This is a genomic window from Gelidibacter sediminis, from assembly GCF_004364975.1.
Classification (GTDB): domain Bacteria; phylum Bacteroidota; class Bacteroidia; order Flavobacteriales; family Flavobacteriaceae; genus Gelidibacter; species Gelidibacter sediminis.
In genome coordinates this window covers 1,046,410-1,065,229 of record NZ_SOBW01000007.1, presented here as the reverse complement: position 1 = coordinate 1,065,229, position 18,820 = coordinate 1,046,410, and the positions used below count along the sequence as shown (strand labels likewise).

17 protein-coding genes are annotated in these 18,820 nt (G+C 35.8%); 5 read left to right on the top strand and 12 right to left on the bottom strand.

Going from position 1 to position 18,820, the window contains the following annotated elements; translation table 11 throughout:
* Positions 1-336 precede the first annotated feature (336 nt).
* From BXY82_RS04525 to rnr, 5 genes are all read right to left on the bottom strand, one after another.
* Positions 337-801, bottom strand: coding sequence for a hypothetical protein (locus BXY82_RS04525; protein ID WP_133756972.1), 465 nt, complete (start codon positions 799-801; stop codon positions 337-339).
* A 57-nt stretch (positions 802-858) separates the two neighbouring features.
* On the bottom strand, positions 859-1,545 hold the full coding sequence (locus tag BXY82_RS04520; RefSeq protein WP_133756971.1) for a LysE family translocator: 687 nt from the start codon (positions 1,543-1,545) through the stop codon (positions 859-861).
* A gap of 121 nt (positions 1,546-1,666) precedes the next feature.
* Complete coding sequence (locus tag BXY82_RS04515; protein ID WP_133756970.1) at positions 1,667-2,341, bottom strand: head GIN domain-containing protein; 675 nt, start codon at positions 2,339-2,341, stop codon at positions 1,667-1,669.
* A gap of 105 nt (positions 2,342-2,446) precedes the next feature.
* Positions 2,447-2,743: a YbjQ family protein gene (locus tag BXY82_RS04510; protein ID WP_133756969.1), complete on the bottom strand. Its 297-nt coding sequence runs from the start codon at positions 2,741-2,743 to the stop codon at positions 2,447-2,449.
* A gap of 42 nt (positions 2,744-2,785) precedes the next feature.
* On the bottom strand, positions 2,786-4,984 hold the full coding sequence (gene rnr, locus BXY82_RS04505; RefSeq protein WP_133756968.1) for a ribonuclease R: 2,199 nt from the start codon (positions 4,982-4,984) through the stop codon (positions 2,786-2,788).
* Positions 4,985-5,703: 719 nt separating this feature from the next.
* Between rnr and rpiB the strand changes: the two genes are divergently transcribed.
* The 3 genes from rpiB to BXY82_RS04490 are packed head-to-tail and all read left to right on the top strand — an operon-like array spanning position 5,704 to position 7,502.
* The gene (gene rpiB / locus BXY82_RS04500; protein ID WP_133756967.1) at positions 5,704-6,138 is read left to right on the top strand and encodes a ribose 5-phosphate isomerase B; all 435 of its coding nucleotides are present in this window, start codon (positions 5,704-5,706) and stop codon (positions 6,136-6,138) included.
* Positions 6,139-6,141: 3 nt separating this feature from the next.
* On the top strand, positions 6,142-7,041 hold the full coding sequence (locus BXY82_RS04495) for a cation diffusion facilitator family transporter (RefSeq protein WP_133756966.1): 900 nt from the start codon (positions 6,142-6,144) through the stop codon (positions 7,039-7,041).
* 17 nt (positions 7,042-7,058) lie between these two features.
* On the top strand, positions 7,059-7,502 hold the full coding sequence (locus tag BXY82_RS04490) for a GNAT family N-acetyltransferase (RefSeq protein WP_133756965.1): 444 nt from the start codon (positions 7,059-7,061) through the stop codon (positions 7,500-7,502).
* Here the strand turns inward: BXY82_RS04490 and BXY82_RS04485 are convergent.
* The 6 genes from BXY82_RS04485 to BXY82_RS04460 all read right to left on the bottom strand — a co-directional run bounded on the left by BXY82_RS04485 (position 7,499) and on the right by BXY82_RS04460 (position 14,911).
* Positions 7,499-8,332: an OmpA family protein gene (locus BXY82_RS04485; RefSeq protein WP_133756964.1), complete on the bottom strand. Its 834-nt coding sequence runs from the start codon at positions 8,330-8,332 to the stop codon at positions 7,499-7,501. The two genes, BXY82_RS04490 and BXY82_RS04485, sit on opposite strands and share 4 nt — an antisense overlap.
* 71 nt (positions 8,333-8,403) lie before the next feature.
* Positions 8,404-10,038, bottom strand: coding sequence for a S41 family peptidase (locus BXY82_RS04480; protein WP_133756963.1), 1,635 nt, complete (start codon positions 10,036-10,038; stop codon positions 8,404-8,406).
* Positions 10,039-10,057: 19 nt separating this feature from the next.
* A complete protein-coding gene (rnpA, locus tag BXY82_RS04475; protein ID WP_394345925.1) occupies positions 10,058-10,468 on the bottom strand; it encodes a ribonuclease P protein component in 411 nt (136 codons plus the stop codon).
* Positions 10,469-10,516: 48 nt separating this feature from the next.
* The gene (locus tag BXY82_RS04470) at positions 10,517-12,403 is read right to left on the bottom strand and encodes a M1 family metallopeptidase (RefSeq protein WP_133756962.1); all 1,887 of its coding nucleotides are present in this window, start codon (positions 12,401-12,403) and stop codon (positions 10,517-10,519) included.
* 15 nt (positions 12,404-12,418) lie between these two features.
* On the bottom strand, positions 12,419-14,035 hold the full coding sequence (locus tag BXY82_RS04465; protein WP_133756961.1) for a S8 family peptidase: 1,617 nt from the start codon (positions 14,033-14,035) through the stop codon (positions 12,419-12,421).
* 12 nt (positions 14,036-14,047) lie between these two features.
* Positions 14,048-14,911, bottom strand: coding sequence for an MBL fold metallo-hydrolase (locus tag BXY82_RS04460; protein ID WP_133756960.1), 864 nt, complete (start codon positions 14,909-14,911; stop codon positions 14,048-14,050).
* Positions 14,912-15,077: 166 nt separating this feature from the next.
* Between BXY82_RS04460 and BXY82_RS04455 the strand changes: the two genes are divergently transcribed.
* Together BXY82_RS04455 and BXY82_RS04450 are read left to right on the top strand one after the other, a co-directional pair.
* A complete protein-coding gene (locus BXY82_RS04455; RefSeq protein WP_394345924.1) occupies positions 15,078-15,431 on the top strand; it encodes a DUF202 domain-containing protein in 354 nt (117 codons plus the stop codon).
* A 129-nt stretch (positions 15,432-15,560) separates the two neighbouring features.
* Positions 15,561-17,441, top strand: coding sequence for a cation:proton antiporter (locus tag BXY82_RS04450; RefSeq protein ID WP_133756959.1), 1,881 nt, complete (start codon positions 15,561-15,563; stop codon positions 17,439-17,441).
* 116 nt (positions 17,442-17,557) lie between these two features.
* Here the strand turns inward: BXY82_RS04450 and BXY82_RS04445 are convergent, their stop codons facing one another.
* Positions 17,558-18,820 (bottom strand): glucose-1-phosphate adenylyltransferase, encoded by a 1,263-nt coding sequence (locus BXY82_RS04445; RefSeq protein ID WP_133756958.1) that lies wholly within the window; start codon positions 18,818-18,820, stop codon positions 17,558-17,560.

Below are 18,820 nucleotides of genomic sequence, written 5' to 3'. Positions count from 1 at the left end.
TAGATTAATTGTAATAATATATAAACTCCTCTTAAAAATGACATTCTTAGTTCATTTAAAGAAAATAAAATATTGTTTCACTTTAACGTAAATCTGTATCTTCTACAACATGAATGTTCAAAATGTATAAAGGCGAATCAAGACCCCCTCGTTTTTGAGAACAAAGAACTAATACCTATTGCGAATGGTATTCAACATACTGCCATTAATAGTTTGTTAAATGGAAATATATGGCCGTTATAATTTAGTGTAAAGCTCAGGTATATTTTTCAACAAAAACCAGGTCCTAATTTTTAATCTTAAACGCTGGTAACACGGATTGGGCTATTTTGCACTCTAGGGATTGTTGATCAGTCCAATCTTTTCATTTACTTCATCAATAAAATCATGAAGATATTCAGGAACATTTTCTTTTATTTGATCAATATTCCAGGTACATACCGTGCCATTTACAGAGCGTTGAATGTACAATCCGCCACCATCAGCACAATCAGGACAACCAAAAGTAGTTGTATCGTCTGTAAATAATTCCTCAGGTAATGCAGTAAGTAAATCTTTAACTTTTTCAAAAGTAGCTTGATCCATCTCACGGAATTTTAAGTTCTCCAAACTATAATTATCATTGGTATCTTCGTAGAGTTTGGTGTCAGTAAGCTTGAATATTTCTACACAATCTTCACCGGCACACATGCCATAATAATGACCGAAAATAAGATAATCGCCTGTTTCCAAGGCATCATCATCAGAGCTACAAGCAGAACATAAAAATGTAACCACTACTAAAAAGAGTACTTTTTTCATAAGGTAAGGTTTCTAAGAAGATGGTAATATTTCCGAATGGTTGCGTATACCTAGAACTTATTCGGTTTCAAAAGGGTTGATTTGTTCCAATCGATCCTTTAGCAATTCCTTTTCCTTTGGGAAGAATGCCTGAGAAAGCAGTAACACACCAAAGCCTAAAATGACCAAAGCAATTATCTTTTTGGTCTTAAAAATAAGTCGTGGTGTAAGTTTATTCTTTAGTTTTTTAGCAATCAAAATTTTAAAAATGTCGATGATAAAATACGTGATCAAAATGGTACTCAAAAAAACAATAACCCCGCCCTTGGTTTCTGTAAATGAATTGGCAATGATAATAAACCCTACCCATCCTACTAACACACCAATATTAATGAAGTTTAATAAAAATCCTTTCAGAAAGAGCTTTCCATAATTTTTTTGAAGCTCTACTTTATGGTATTCCCTGACTATAGACCGAAAGGATTTTGAAGTTTTTGTGAAGCTGATTATACCATAAACCACTAAAATAACCCCTCCAAACACAAGAAAGTTAGGATCATCCTTAATTTTATCGAGTAATTTATTAGTACTGAAGAAGGCCACGATAATAAATAATACATCGGCCAGCATCACACCCAAATCGAAGATTAAGGCACTTTTAAACCCTTTTGTTGCACCCGTTTCCAAAAGCACGAAAAATACTGGCCCAATGGTAAAAGCCAATATAAATCCAAACGGAATTGCCGATAAAATGTCGTCAAACATAAAACGTGGTTTCAACAAAGCTACATAAAAATTTCACTTTTAAGTAGCTTCAAGGTTTTCTAAAACCTGATCAATAACATGTGTTTACTCAGTATCAAGCAACTAAAAAAAAGAAAGTTCTTTAATCCATAAGTTTAATACGTCCACCCAATACTTTACTCTCATTTACTTTCTCAGGATTTCCGTAAATAAATACATCGCCACCTGCCCTAATTTTAACATCTGCCAATTTTGAAGCATTGATATGTGCCTCTCCAGCAGCTCTTATGGTTACATAACTCGTTTCACTCTTTAAGTCCTTACCAGAAAAAATTCCGCCAGTGTTAATAGAAATATCTTGTCTGTCAGCCTTCCCTGATACCTTAACCTCACCACCTGTGACAGCCTTAACTTCAATTTCCGCTACTTTTAAGTGGAGTTTTATAATACCACCTTCTTGAGCCCTTAATTCCATTTTATGTTGCTTAAAAGTGTCTTCAGAGTTCACATAGGCACCTTCATTAACATCAATAACGGAAATGTCCTTGCAATATAGGGTGACATTTGTCTTATTTCCATCAAACTTTTCGCCGAGACGCATCTTAATTTTTAAGATTCCATTTTTATTGATTAACTCTACATCACTTTTGTGGTCTCCTGTTATGATGGCTTTATTTTTATTAGATTTTACCAAAGTAACATTGATTAAATCATAAACTTTAAGCTCATCAAAATCACCAATATTTTTTTCTATACCGTCTTGGGCTATAGATTGTACCCCTAATAAAAGGGTCATCATCATCACTACTATTTTCATAATTAGTCTATTATATTTTATAAATTAAAATGTACATATCTACCTTCAATTTAAGAATTTGAAGGCAGTTTCAAACCATAGCATTTGATAAATAAAACATAAAATTTAGGCCACAGAAACGGCAGTACCGGTTACCGATACAGCGATGTAGTTATTGGCGGTGACCTCCATGTCTACTTTAATGCCCACAATAGCGTTTGCATTTAAATTTCTGGCATTGTCCTTTAATTCCTGAAATGCTTGCTCCTTAACCTGGCTCATCGTTTCAGAAATTCCTGCATAGTACTTTTCCATATTGAAGGAAATACTCATTTTTTGCATGTTGACTGAAATTCCAGAGACGATGCCTTTGTATTCCAAAATTCGAAAGCCTTCTATTTCGTTGGTAGTGGTAAGAATCATATGTTGTTATTTATAATATCTGTAGAAGCAGTTTTAAAATTGTTACAGTTCTATGATTTGAGGTTTTCCTACCAACGTAAAATCGAGATGTTTTTTAACCAAGTCAGTATTTTTGACCTTAACCACAACTTCTTCACCAAGTTGATAACTCACGCCAGATTTTTTACCAACCAAAGCGTATTCTGATTCATCAAATTGATAATGATCATCATTCATATCTCTTACAGAGACCATCCCTTCACATTTATTGGAAACAATTTCAACATAAATTCCCCAATCTGTAACCCCTGAAATGACGCCGACAAATTCTTCATTTTTATGGTTTTCCATAAACTTAATTTGCATGTATTTAATGGAATCACGTTCTGCTTTTGTAGACAGATTTTCCATGTTACTGGAATGGTTGCATCGCTCTTCGTAAATGGCTTCGTTGGCTGATTTATCGCCATCTAGGTAACGTTGCAACAAACGGTGCACCATCACATCCGGATATCGTCTAATTGGTGAAGTAAAATGTGTGTAATAATCAAATGCCAAACCATAATGACCAATGTTGTGCGTCGTATATTCCGCTTTACTCATGGTTCTAATAGTTAAAGTATCTACCAAATTTTGCTCAGCTTTTCCTTGCACGTCTTTTAACATGCCGTTTAAGGAAGCAGAAATACTATTCCGATCCTTAAAATTTAATTTGTAACCAAATTTAGAAACTACACCCTGTAAGGTTGCCAATTTTGTAGCATCGGGCTCATCATGAACACGGTATACAAACGTTTTTTTAGGCGATTGCTTTCCGATATATTCCGCCACTTTTTTATTGGCCAACAACATAAACTCTTCAATCAATTTATTGGCATCCTGACTGGTTTTGAAGAACACACCAATTGGATTTGCCTGGTCGTCCAGATTGAACTTAACTTCAACTTTGTCAAAAGAAATGGCGCCATCTTTCATACGTTCACGACGCATAATCTTGGCCAGATCGTCCATTTTTAACACAGCATCTGCTACCTCTTGAGGAGTATCATACGCCTTACCTGTAATTGATATGTCTTCAGGGATATGTGTACCTTTAGTTTCAATGATGGCTTGTGCTTCTTCATAGGCAAAACGAGCATCACTGTAGGTTACTGTCCTTCCAAACCATTGCGACTTAATCTCCGCTTTGTCATTCATTTGAAATACAGCCGAAAATGTATATTTTTCCTCATTAGGACGTAAGGAACAAGCATTGTTGGATAACACTTCCGGCAGCATAGGTACTACCCTATCTACCAAATATACTGACGTAGCCCGTTCATAAGCTTCATCATCTAAAATGGTGCCTTCCTGTACATAATGCGAAACATCAGCAATATGAATTCCGATTTCAAATAAGCCATTGTCCAAAATTTCAAACGATAAGGCATCATCAAAATCTTTAGCATCTTTTGGATCTATCGTAAAGGTGAGGGTTTTTCTCATATCACGACGTTTGGCAATTTCGGCTTCGTTGATAGACGTATCAAGGTTATTGGCATATTCTTCCACTTCTGGAGGAAATTCATACGGAAGCCCGTATTCTGCTAAAATTGCATGGATTTCAGTATTGTGCTCTCCAGGTTTTCCTAAAACCTTTAAAACCGTACCCTTTGGCGAGTCTTCATTTTTATCCCAACTTTCCAACGAAACCAATACAACATCACCGTCTTCAGCTTTGTTGATTTTATTGATGGGTACAAAAATATCTGTATACATTTTGTTACCGTTTACCACAACGAAGGCGTAGTTATCATGAATTTGTATAACCCCTACATAATCGTTTTTAGCACGTTTAATGATGTTTGTAATCTCTCCTTCAAACTTACCTCGGTTTCGACGTTTGTAGACGTAAAATTCAACCTCATCGCCATTAAGGGCTTTGTTTATATTATTTGAAGAGATAAAAACATCTTCTTCAAAATCAGGACTAATAATATAGCCTGAACCTTTAGAAGCCATGTCTAAGATTCCAGTATGGTATTCAGTGTTAATAACGGCTTTAAATTTGCCACGTTCGGTTTCTTCAATTTCCTTTTTTGCAAGTAATTCTTGAAGTTTCTTTATAATTTGATTTCTGCTGGAAGCGTCATTGACGTCAAGTTTAGCAGCTATTTGTTTATAATTAAAGGATTGGTTTCTATCTTTTTTTAAAATACTTAGAATTGTATTTGTTAGGTTAGGAATCTTATTTGATGATCCCTTTCTTCTTTTTTTTGTCATTTATAATGTAATCATATGGAATTTCTAAAGTTAAGCGAAATTCTGTTATTTGTAACTCAATTAAAGGAGAAGATTGGTAATTAAGTTTTTACAAAACTACAATTTATATATTAAACCTAAGTTTCCTTTATATCAAATTTAAGAAAAGTCTGTCATTCCAAATATTTTATATCGTCAATTCAAACTTTAAAAACAGTTATCCACATTAGTATATATTATAATTAGCTTTTATTTTAAATTTTAAAAAAAAATGATGTTTATGATGGGGTGTTAATAACCGTTATAACTTTTTTTGGTTTTGTTTTGAAAGTTGCTAATTGACATTTTGTTAGGATGAAATGAACAGGTTATATGCTTGGAAGATGTTGAGTGTAAGTACTATTTAAAACCTTATTAACAGCTGTTGATAACCAATGTTTATAGTAAATTCATGATAATATTATTATAAATGGATGTTCACAGAACTATGTTTTGATACTGATAAGTTGACAGAAAAAAGTGGGTTAAATTTTAGGAATTAATGGTTCTGGATTTGATTGTAAAAAAATCTGAATTATAAAAATATTAATGTTACATAATAGTTACAAGATATCAACAAGTAATGAATAGAACTTTAACGCTTGTTAACATCTATCAATGTCCTTTATATAGATGTATAATTATATCCTATTATTTACAAGCATTTAGTAACTTTATACGCTTAATAAAACACAACACATATGAAAATTTCAATTGGTAATGATCACGCAGGTACTGAGTATAAAGAGGCTATTATAAAGCATTTAGAAAAGAAAGATTTCTCGGTTAAAAATTACGGTACTAACAGTAATGAGAGTGTAGATTATCCAGATTTTGTGCATCCGGTGGCACAAGATGTTGAAGATAAGCTTGTAGATTTCGGAATTATTATTTGCGGCAGCGGTAATGGTGCAAATATGACGGCAAACAAACACCAAGGAGTGCGTTCTGCCCTATGCTGGAATAAGGAAATTGTAGCCTTGGCGAGACAACACAATAATGCTAATATTTTAAGTATTCCATCGCGTTTTACAGCGCTTCAACAAGCTATTGAGATGGTAGATACTTTTATTGAGACTGCATTTGAAGGTGGACGTCATGAAAACCGTGTAAAAAAGATCCCAGTGGCACATTAATTCATGGGCCTTAAACATTCACATCACTATAAGAAGGATAGAAATCTAGTCATTTCTATTTTGCTGAACATTCTCATTACCGGCGCACAAATAATTGGTGGCGTTGTGTCTGGGAGTTTGGCTTTGCTGAGTGATGCGCTGCATAATTTTAGTGATGTCATTTCATTAATTGTTACTTACGTAGCCTCTAAATTATCCCGTCAAAAGGCCTCGTTTCATAGAACATTTGGTTATAAACGGGCTGAAATTTTGGCGGCGTTTATCAATGCCTCTACATTGGTGATTATTGCAATTCTATTGATCATTGAAGCTTTTAAGCGTTTTCAACATCCTGAACCTATTGAAACCACTTTGGTAATTTGGTTGGCAGTAATTGCTATTGTAGCAAATGGTTTTAGCGTAATACTGCTAAAAAAGGACGCTCAACACAATCTTAATATGCGCTCGGCTTACTTGCACTTACTTACGGATATGTTGGCAAGTGTAGCAGTATTGATTGGAGGATTGCTCATGACGTTTTATGAATGGTATTGGGTAGATAGTGTACTGACATTTTTAATAGCCCTCTATTTAATTTGGGTTGGTTTTGATTTGCTCATCAAGTCGTCAAAAATGTTAATGTTGTTTACACCAGATCATATAGATATTAAAGATGTGGTAAGGGCAGTGCACCAACTTCCTAAAGTCAATAGACTACATCATGTACATATTTGGGGCTTGAATGATGATGAGTTGCATTTGGAAGCGCATTTAGAATTTAAGGAAGATATTTCTTTATCCGAGTTTGATCAAATTTTACACGATATTGAAAACTTGTTACACGAGCAATTTGAGATTAACCATGTCAATATTCAACCAGAATATAATAAGCAGGACCCCAAAGAAATCATCGTTCAAGACTAATTTAGATAAAAAAAGCAATGTTGGAAATAACTACTAAATCGTTTAGAGAACTTCACACTGATGAGTTGTATGCCATTTTACAATTGCGAAGTGAAATTTTTGTAGTGGAGCAAAATTGTGTTTATCAAGATTTAGATTATAAAGATCAAAATGCGTTGCATGTGCTTGGTTTTAAGAACAAGGAAATAGTAGCCTATACACGAATTTTTAAACCGGATGATTATTTTGAACATGCCAGTATAGGGCGTGTGCTGGTAAAAGCTGAAGAACGCCAATTTAAGTACGGCTATGCTATTATGGAGGCATCCATTACTGCGATTAAACAGTGGTTTGGAGAAACAAAAATTAAAATTTCTGCGCAATCACATTTGGAGCGCTTTTATAACAATTTGGGTTTTAAAGCTATTGGAGAAGGCTATTTAGAAGATGGAATACCGCATATTGCAATGTTAAAAAACTAATTAATTTCAGAGACATAGGTCACTAAGATCTCTACTCGTCGGTCATATTTGGCCTCACCCCCTAATGGAAATTTACGCCGCATCCCCACAAATTTCATACGTTTGGAATCAATGCCTTTCTTTACTAAATAGTCATATATGTGTTTTGCTCTTGCTAATGATAAATTACGCTTGTTCGTCTTTCTATCTATAGCATCTCTACTATTTTGGGTGCAGCATACATGACCTTGTATGGTAAAGTAAATATCATCTCGTTTTAAAAGTACTTTAGAAATTTCCTCTAAGGTTTTTATTGATTCTGGAAGTAGATAACTATAGCCGGTTTGAAATAGGATATTGTCCAACACAATGTTGTCTCCTATTTTAATATCACCTTCTAAGGTTTCTTTAGCTGTCTTTACCTTTGGTTCAACGATTGGTTTTGGAGGAAACACTGGAGAAACAATAATGACTACTTTTCTGTTTAAGCCCCTTATTTTACTGATATTTTCTTCCTGTATCAGTTTGAGTAGAATTTTTCCTTTTCCATCGACGTTGGTTATCAAGGATTCATCCACTTCATTGTTAGAAAAGATGGTTTTGATAGAATTGGCTCTTTTTTGAGATAGTGCGAGGTTGTAGGAGGCGCTACCTCTGTCATCTGTAAAGCCATAAATGGATATTTTCTCTATATCAATATTTTCAATGGCCGAAAGAAATACTAAAAGTCTACTTTGCTCAGTTTCAGTAATTTCAAATTGGTCAGTTTCAAAAAACACTTCATGTTTCAATTCTTCCTGTGCCCATAAAAAATGGGTGAAAAGAAGACTTATAAGGAATACGTTTTTCATAACTTAGTCACTTAATGGACTAAATATAACCAATTTATTAACAACTAAATTTTCTATTCGATAAATGGATTTTATTTTAGATAGTTGAGATAGGTGGATGGATTTTTTAGAATCTCAGTCCCGGTTTTTATCTCCGGATTGTTGGCAATGTAATAGGTGTACATACCTTCTCTATAAAAATAGCGCTTTACAATTTCTTCAGACAACAATCCCATAAGTTGGGTCTTATTATGATCAATGGCTTTGGTTTTGTAACTATTTAAGGATTTAAGGAGATTGGTATAATTGGAATCGATAACCTCGTCCAATGCCTCTTCCTTTGCAACCGCAATAGCATCATCAAATGCCTTTTCCGTTTTGGTTTCAAACGTAAAATTTTTGCTTTTTAAAAAGTCTTTAAAAGCATTAAAATCGTCGTCGGTGAGTTTAAAATCCTTTAAATCGCTAACCTGGTGTTTGTAGTAATAATCAGTAGCAAAATCAAAAATCAGTTGGTCATTCACAATGGCAGTGGTTATCGGACTCAATTTAGTGATGTCTAACTCTAGATCGGGCTGTATGCCACCACCATCATACACTGTTCGTCCACGTTTAGTTTTAAAGGCGGTGTAATTTTCCTTTTTAACGCGTGTGGCTTTACCAGTATCATCTCTATTCCAATAATCTAAAGACTGTATACAGCGACCTGAAGGTGTATAGTACCGTGAGATGGTAATTTTCATTTGCGTCCCGTACACCAAAGATTTAGGGCGTTGAACCAAACCTTTTCCAAAACTTCTGGCACCAACAATCACAGCTCTATCTAAATCTTGCAAAGCTCCGGCAACAATTTCACTTGCTGATGCACTTCTACCATCAATAAGCACTACTAATGGAATGTCTGTATCAATTGCTTCTTTCTGGGTATAATAGGTTTTATTGTATTTATCTACTTTAGATTTTGTGGTAACTACCAATTGATTTTTTGGTACGAAGATGTTGGTAACATTCACAGCTTCATTGAGTAATCCGCCTAAATTTCCACGTAAGTCCAAAACAATTTGTTTGGCCCCTTGACTTTTTAAAATACGCACTGCATTAATAGTTTCAGCCGATGCTTTTTCAGTGAATTTACGTAACACAATGTAACCAATTTTATCATCTATCATTGAATGGTGAGGAACGGCATGAATTTCTACAGCTTCCCGTTTTATGGTAGCAGTTTGTGTCTTGCCTTGACGCAGGTACGTCACGTCCACTGTAGTTCCGGCAGTACCTTGTAATAAATTACCTGCATCATCATTAAAAGTGGCCACAACGGTTCCATCCACTTTTATAATTTCGTCGCCAGCCTTTAAACCTGCTTTATCGGCCGGAAAACCTTTGTAAGGCTCCATGATTACTAACTTATCTTTTAAAGTCAATACACTGGCGCCTATACCAGTATAATCGCCGGTATTATTTATTCGCGAAGCTTCTACATCCTGTTCATTGTAAAAATTGGTATAGGGATCTAAATCCTGAAGCATGCTTTTAATGGCCGTATCCATTAAATCGGCAGGATTTGTTTCGTCCACATAATTCATGTTCACTTCCTTAAACAAGGTGGTGAATATTTCTATTTGTTTAGCAATCTCAAAAAAATCACTCTTAAATGCTGATCCGGTAAGGAACACAACACCGATAAGTATAGGAAGTACTATCTTTTTTGTCAGTAACTTTTTCATAATATAGGGGTCAAAAAATTTAAGATTTAGGGGGTATTTCTTTTGTTATAAACGCGTCTAATAAGGTATTCATTTTTTTTGAAATCGTGTTGAAATCACTCTCCGATTTTCCTATGTACAAAATCATAAACGCATATTGGGCTGGAATGTTGTTAAAATAAGTAGATTTATTAAGCCGATATGCCTCTCTTAGTAAGCGCTTGATACGGTTTCTATGAACAGCTTTTTTGAAATTTCGTTTACTAACAGAAACCCCTGCTTTTACAAAAACAGCGTCTTCAAAACTAGTTTTCAAATAGACCAATCGTAAGGGATATGCCACTACCGACTTCCCTTCAGAAAAAAGCTTTTCAATAAGCTTTTGACTTTTAAGTTTTTCTGTTTTTTTAAACGACTGCTCCATAGGACACCAAAGGTAATTAGGATTCATAAAAAAACCGCTTTATTAAAAGCGGTTTTTATGATTTGAAGTGGTAACTTAATTTACGGTTAGCACATTATTGTCTCTGTTAATATCTGCCATATATTCTCGCGGATCTATAGTTATCGTGGTAATCTCGCTTTTAGGTTTTGCAATTTCAAAGGTATAATTTGGATGTGCCCAAGCCCAATTTGTCAATACTGTAGTGTTAGTATCAACTGGCTTTGCACCACGCATCATACGCAATGGAATATTGTATTGGGCTTTTGATCCATCTGCATAGGTCACTTCTATATCTAAAGGCATTGGCATTAATCCAATACGTTCTAAAGTTACAGTGGTCTTCTCTCCTACTGAATCGACTGACTTAACGGCATAATCAATAGTATTTGTGGTTTGGGTCCAATCCATTAAATACCAATCGAGTTCCAGTCCCGATACCTTTTCAGCCACACGAATTACATCCATAGGTTTTGGGTGCTTAAACGCCCATTCTTTATAATATCGTTTGATGGTTTTATTTAAGTTGTCTTCACCAATAATATACCCCAATTGTGATAAAAATAAGGTGCCTTTGCTATAAGCCGATATTGAATAGGCACGGTTATAGTTATAGCGGTCAGAATGGGTGGTTTGTGGTTGTTCTCTATCTGACTTTGCCAAGGCAATATAGGATCGGTATGAACCCGCATACGGATTGTCGCTATTGGTACCACTAATGGCATCCAAGGCTCTATCTTGAATATAACTGGTAAACCCTTCATCCATCCAAGAATGTTTGCTTTCATTAGAAGCTAATACAAATTGAAACCAGCTATGCGCCAATTCATGCGCTGTAACACTGATTAAGCCATTTAAAGAGCCTTCTCCCACTATAAGCGTGCTCATGCCATATTCCATGCCACCATCACCACCTTGAATGACTGAATACTGATCATATGGATATTCTCCAATGTGCGTGTTAAAGTAATTCATCAATTGCGCCGTAATGGGTTGTAATGTTTTCCAATTTTCAAGTTTTTCAGCTGGCATAGTGCTTTTGTACAAAAAATGTAGCGTTGGTCCATTTTCCATTTGGAGGGTATCGTGGATATAATCCGGATCAGCAGCCCAAGTAAAATCGTGCACATTAGGTGCCTTAAAGTGCCATGTTAAAGTCTTGCCTTTCTGTTTTTTTACTTTTCCCGTTTCATAGCCATGGCCTATCTCGTTAGGGTTTTGAAGGTAGCCTGTACCACCTATAATGTAATTTTTATCAATGGTAATCTTAACATCAAAATCACCCCATACCCCGTAAAATTCTCTTGCAATATAAGGGTCAGCATGCCACCCTTCATCATCATATTCAGCTAATTTAGGATACCATTGCGCCATAGATAGTGCGACGCCTTCTTTACTGTTTCTACCTGCACGACGGATTTGAAGCGGCACTTGGGCATCAAAAACCATATCAAAAGTTGTTTTTTCGCCCGGTTGTATAGGTGTATTTAAAGTTACCATTAAAATAGTGCCTTGAGTTTCATGTGTTACAGGTTTTCCATCTTGAAGTAAGGATGTAACTTTGATATAGCCAATTTCGTCAGGGTCGAGCTTGCTGATTCTACTTTCGTAATTAGGCTCGGCTTTAGTGCCTAAATTATTAACCATACGGCCATCAGGATCTGCAATACTTTTTAAGCGTGCATCCATTTCGCTATCCGGTTGAAAAGCATTTGGATACAAATGGTAAAACACCTTGTTTAAAACATCAGGAGAGTTATTGGTATAGACCAGTTTTTGCGTGCCTGAATATTTGTAGGTATTCACATCCATATCAATAGCCATGGTATAATCTACATGTTGTTGCCAATAATATGGGTTAGGATGTGTGTCTTGTTGCGCATGACTATTAAATGACGACGTTACCAATAGGAAACCGAGACTTAGAGCACTAAATAATTTCATTTTTATATTTTTTTATTAAAGGTTTTTAGCTACTTCAGCAGCTAATAGTAAAGCATTGTAAGCATTGGCGATTTTTTGCGATTTTGATAATGCACCAAATGGTTTGACATTTGATGGATCTCCCCCAACAATCACTTTAGTAGTTAAGGCCAATCCTGAATCCATAATAATTTTCTTTACCTGTGGTGCGGACAATTTTGGATATTGAGAACGAATTAAGGCTGCAATGCCAGCAACTCCTGGAGATGCCATAGATGTACCACCAATGCTTTTATAGGTATTGTCAGGAAATGTGGAGTAGATATCGCCGCCAGGTGCAAAAATGTCGACATTGATTTTTCCGTAATTTGAAAATCCTGACACCAAACCTGATCCGTATTTAGGATCTAATGAGCCTACGCTGATAAAGTTATCAGCCACTTCAGGACCTGTACCTACCGCATCATTGGGATACACGTTTTTTATGTCTAAATCAGTCCCTTCATTACCGGCTGCATTTACAATTAATACATCTTTAGACGCTGCATACACGATAGCATCCCTTACCCAGTCACTATGAGGTGAGTAATACTTTCCAAAACTTGTATTGATTACTTTGGCCCCATTATCTGCTGCGTATCGTATGGCCAATGCCACATCTTTATCATACTCATCGCCATTGGGAACGGCTCTAATGCTCATAATTTTTACATTATTTGCAACGCCATTTCCACCTTTGCCATTATTTCTAACAGCAGCAATAATACCAGCAACGTGTGTCCCATGGCTTTCAGAAGCTTTTATAGGTTTAACGTTGTTGTTGCCATAATACTTCTGAGTCAGATCGTCAGGATTATCGCCCGTAGTGCGCCCTTTAAAATCAACGTTAAGATTGTAATTTAAACGCTCAGTAATGTCTACCAAACCATCACTAAGTTCTTTTATGGCATCTTTTAAACTGTCAAATTCTAAACTGTAAACATATTTTGCAACGGCAACATATTGTTGTAAGGTCTGGTTGTTAGTGGTAATGGCATTAACATCCTCTTGGGTGTAATTTTCCTTTTTTGTTTCTCTTTTTAAAGCATCATCAGCATTTTTAATTTGTTGCAAAAACTGCTCATAATTGCTTTTGATACCCACATATTTATCATATTCTGATTGCCGTTCTGCTTTTGCTTCAGCATATCTTGGATGGGCGGTATTGCCACTGGCCAGTAAACGTACATACTCCAACTGCTCATTGTAGGCATCGCCTAAAAAATTCCAGCCGTAAACATCATCTATATAACCATTATTATCATCATCTTTTCCATTGCCAGGAATTTCTTTAGGATTTTTCCAAATGGCGCCTTGCAAATCTTCATGGTCAATATCAATTCCCGAATCAATTACAGCAACTATGGTGGTAGCACCCTTTCTGTTTTTTATAATTTCATCGTAAGCTTTATCTACACTCATCCCTGGAATGGTATCCTTTTTAAGATCTAAATGGGCCCAATGTTGCTTTTCAGTCTCTGTTAACTCAGACGTTTTTAAGGGTAGAGTATCTATGTTTTCAACTGGCGTAGACACGACACCTGTAGATGAGCTACAATTATAAAGCGTGGTTGCGGCAATTGCAGCAATAGCAAATGATTTAAATAATTTCATAAAGTCTATGTATTAATTTGTAAAAATGTCTCGTGTAGTAAAGGTTTCGTGCAATCGTACCCCTTTTTCAGTATGTTTTACGGTAATAATTTGATTATGGGCATCATGTTCTAAAAATAAATAATAGTTCTCATCAGCCGCGGTGTTTAAAAACTGTTCCTTTTCATCTAAAGTCAATAGCGGCCGTGTGTCATATCCCATTACAAAAGGCAAAGGCAAATGTCCTACTGTAGGTAATAAATCGGCCATAAAAGCGATAGTTTTACCTTGATATTTGATCAGGGGAATCATTTGTTTGTCCGTATGGCCATCAGCAAAAAAGATATCGAAACCCAGATCAGAATTTTTGAGAAGTTTGTCTTTTGGCAGTTCCGTAAACCTAAGCTGCCCACTTTCTTGCATTGGTAAAATGTTTTCTTTTAAAAATGATGCTTTTTCCCGATTGTTGGGTTGCGTTGCCCACTCCCAGTGCTCCGTATTGCTCCAAAATTGTGCATTTTTAAAAGCCGGTTCATATCCAGTTCGGTCTTTATTCCATTGAATACTGCCACCGCAATGGTCAAAATGCAAATGGGTCATAAACACATCCGTGATGTCATCCCGATGAAATCCAAGTTGTTTCAACGAGTTATCAATAGAATCATTACCCCATAAATAATAATAGCCAAAAAACTTATCATTTTGCTTGTTCCCCATTCCGGTATCTACCAAAATCAAACGCTTGCCATCCTCAATCAACAAACAACGGGCAGCAATATCAATCATGTTATTGGCATCAGCAGGGTTGGTACGTTGCCAAATGGATTTAGGCACAACACCAAACATGGCACCTCCATCAAGTTTGAAATTTCCAGATTCAATAGGATATAGTTTCATAGTTTCGGTTTTAAGCCTTTTTTAATAACACGCAAATTACTAAAACACTTAAAATTTGCGAGTTTTGAACATTGATATTGGCTGTATTTTAACATTTTATTTCGATAAGTAATCAGGAGATAATTTGAAACCAACTAAAATTAATCTAATTTTATAAAAAAGTGTTATGAAAAAAATAGTTCCAGAGCCTTTACGCCTCAAAAAAATGAGATTGTTAAAGTTTGGTAGGGATTTTAAACCAGATCAAGAGATTATTCTTAGAGATTATTTGGCTATTGAACGTACGCGCTTGGCTAATGAACGTACCTTACTTTCTTATATCAGATCTTCCCTTTATCTTCTTTTAGGAGGGATTGCTTTTTTTCAATTAAAGAATTTTCCAGATTTTAAATATCTAGCCTTGTTAGCTTTAGTATTTAGTGCCATTTTTTTTATTATTGGAATTTATCGGTTTACCCTATTGAAAAAAAGTTTAAAAAAATTATACTACACTTTTGAGTCGAAAGGCAACGACGCCTAAAAATCAGGATACCGTAACCGTCTAATATTCAGTACTGATGTCATTTTTATGACAATTTTTATGGGGGTTAACTTCAAAAAAAATAACTTTACTCACTTTACATGAAGTTAATAAGGATAAATAAACCATATGATTGAATTAGCAGGAATCATTATACTTGGCATATTGGCACAATGGGTGGCGTGGAAATTTAAGATTCCAGCCATTTTACCATTAATTTTAATTGGACTTTTAGTGGGACCAGTCGCGGCAGAATATCTGTCTAGCGATGGCTCTAAATGGATAGAGCCAATTTATAACGGAGAAAAAGGATTATTTCCAGGCGAAAGCCTTTTTTACTTTGTATCACTTGCCATTAGTATCATTCTATTTGAAGGGGGTTTAACGCTACGTGTAAAGGAAATAAAAAATGTAGGTCCGGTTATTTCAAAATTGATTACTGTAGGATCTATTGTGACGTTTTTTGGTGCCGCTGTTGCCGCACATTTTATATTTTATTTGAGCTGGGAAATGTCTTTTTTATTTTCCGCATTGATTATTGTAACGGGGCCTACCGTAATTACCCCTATTTTACGTAATATTCCATTAAAGCAAGATGTATCTGCCGTATTAAGGTGGGAAGGTATTCTTATTGACCCTATTGGCGCCTTGGTAGCGGTATTGGTTTTTGAATTTATAAGTGTTGATGCAGGAGGTGCGTTTACAAAAACAGCCTTTATTGAGTTTGGCAAGATTGTACTGTTTGGAAGTACCTTCGGATTTGCCTTTGCCCACGGCCTTAATTTTATCATCAACAAGCGCTTAATTCCGCATTATCTACTCAATGTTTTTGCATTGGCCAGCGTATTAGGAGTTTTTGTATTGGCCGATACTTTTGCTCATGAATCAGGGTTACTGGCCGTAGTGGTAATGGGTATGGTATTGGGTAACTCCAATTCTTCTTATTTAAAGGAGTTACTATACTTTAAAGAATCCTTAAGTGTGTTGTTGGTGTCCATCCTGTTTATTTTACTGGCCGCCAATATCAACATGGAAGACTTACTGTTGATTTTTAATTGGAATACTGTGGTATTGTTTGCCGTAGTGGTATTTGTATTACGACCATTGGGAGTGTTTTTAAGCACCTTAAATTCGCCACTAAAATTGAATGAAAAGATATTTATAAGTTGGGTGGGTCCTCGCGGAATTGTCGCAGCAGGGATTGCGTCATTATTTGGTTTGAAATTGGCCAAAAATGGGGTTCCTGATGCTGAATATATCACACCATTGGTTTTTATGATTGTATTGGGCACCGTGTTATTAAATGCCACCACCGCACGTTTTGTGGCACAATGGGTGGGAGTATTTTTGAAAAAATCGAATGGTATTTTAATTATTGGCGCTTCCAAAGCCTCTCGATTAATCGGGAATTACTTAGAAGAAAACGGCCGCCATGTGGTTTTAATTGATAATAATCAAAATAACATCAACAAGGCTATTGAACTAGGCTTAGAGGCTATCAATACCAATATTTATTCTGATTCTTTAGATGATAATATTGAGTTGAATGATGTAGGTTATATAATTGCATTAACCGGAAACTCTGAAATCAATCAGTTTGCAATCAATAGATTTAAAGGTGAATTTGGCGAAAATGGTGCATTTAGATTGATCACATCTGACGAATTGAATGATCCAAATTACCAGCCAAAACAAAACATTTTTATACAGCGTGATGATTTTATATCACTTACGGAGACAACGCGAAGGTACCCGGCGGTTCATGAAATTGACATTATTGATAAGAAACATTATGAAAACCTGATAGACCTCAGCGGTAGAGATTATGATATTATACCGCTATTTTTAAAGGATGAATCTAATGAGCTACATATTCTGACCAACATTGACAATGATGAAGAAGAATTTACCGAAGGGTGGAAATTGGTATATTTAGGAAAGCCCTATGATGTAGAGAAAATTCAAAAAGAAAAAGCGAATACCGCAGAAAACGAAGACGTTCCGGATTAGACTCCAAAACGTCTTTAGTGTTATGTCGCTATCACCATCAATACTTCCAAAAATAGAGCGTTTTAAAGCCTATATACGGATGTAAATAGTATAAGTATGGTGTAAGGTTTCTACGTTTAAATAACGGTGCCATGTGGGATGATAGCTCCTTTTCTGATCACTACAATTCCATCTCTAATAACATAGGTATCGGTTTCAATATCCTTAGTGGCCACATCGCCATTAATTCTGACATCGTTACCAATACGGCAATTTTTATCAATGATGGCATTCTTTATAAAGCAACGCTCCCCTATTCCCATCGGAATTTTTGATGTAGAGGTCACTTCTTCCAAAGATTGATAGTTATCACTACCCATCATATAGGTATTTATAATGGTAGAGTCATGGCCAATGCGTGCACGAATGCCAATTACAGAACGTTCAATCTTGGCGGCATTAATGATGCAGCCGTCAGCAATAACGGCCCTATTTAAGGTGGTACCACTAATTTTTGTGGTGGGCAACATCCGGGCTCTTGTATAAATTCGTTTTTTGCTGTTGAAGAGGTCAAATTCAGGAATTTCGTCTGTTAGGCCTAAATTGGCCTCAAAAAACGAATCTATGTTCCCAATATCAGTCCAATAGCCTTCAAATTGATAACTCAATGTTTTGTGTTTATCAATAGACTGCGGAATGATTTCCTTACCAAAATCATTGGTATCAGGATTGCTCATGAGCTCAATCAGTAAATCACGGTTAAAAATATAAATTCCCATTGAAGCCAAATGGTTACGACCTTGAGACTTCATGTCATCACTTACCTGAGAGGTCCAATCAGGTAACAAACTGGCATCCGGTTTTTCAATAAACGAGGTAATAACGCTGTTTTCGTCGGTTTTTAAAATCCCGAAAGAGGTCGCTTCCTTCTCCTTTACAGGTAAGGTTGCAATTGTTATTTCAGCATTACTTTCTTTATGCGCATCCAGCATTTCATTAAAGTCCATTTGGTACAGTTGGTCTCCTGAAAGAATGAGCGCATACTCAAACTCATGATTCAAAAAATGATGCATGCTCTGGCGTACAGCGTCTGCCGTACCCTGAAACCACGTATTATTGGACATGGTTTGTTCAGCCGCCAAGACATCCACAAAGGCCTGGCTAAAAAAACTAAAATGGTAAGTATTCTTAATATGTTTGTTTAATGATGCCGAGTTAAATTGCGTGAGTACAAACATGCGTTTGATTTCAGAATTGATACAATTGGAAATCGGAATATCCACCAATCTATATTTTCCCGCTATTGGTACCGCGGGTTTTGATCGGGATTGGGTTAGGGGATATAGTCTGGAGCCTTGTCCACCACCTAAAATGATAGAAATTACACTGTCGTGGTACAT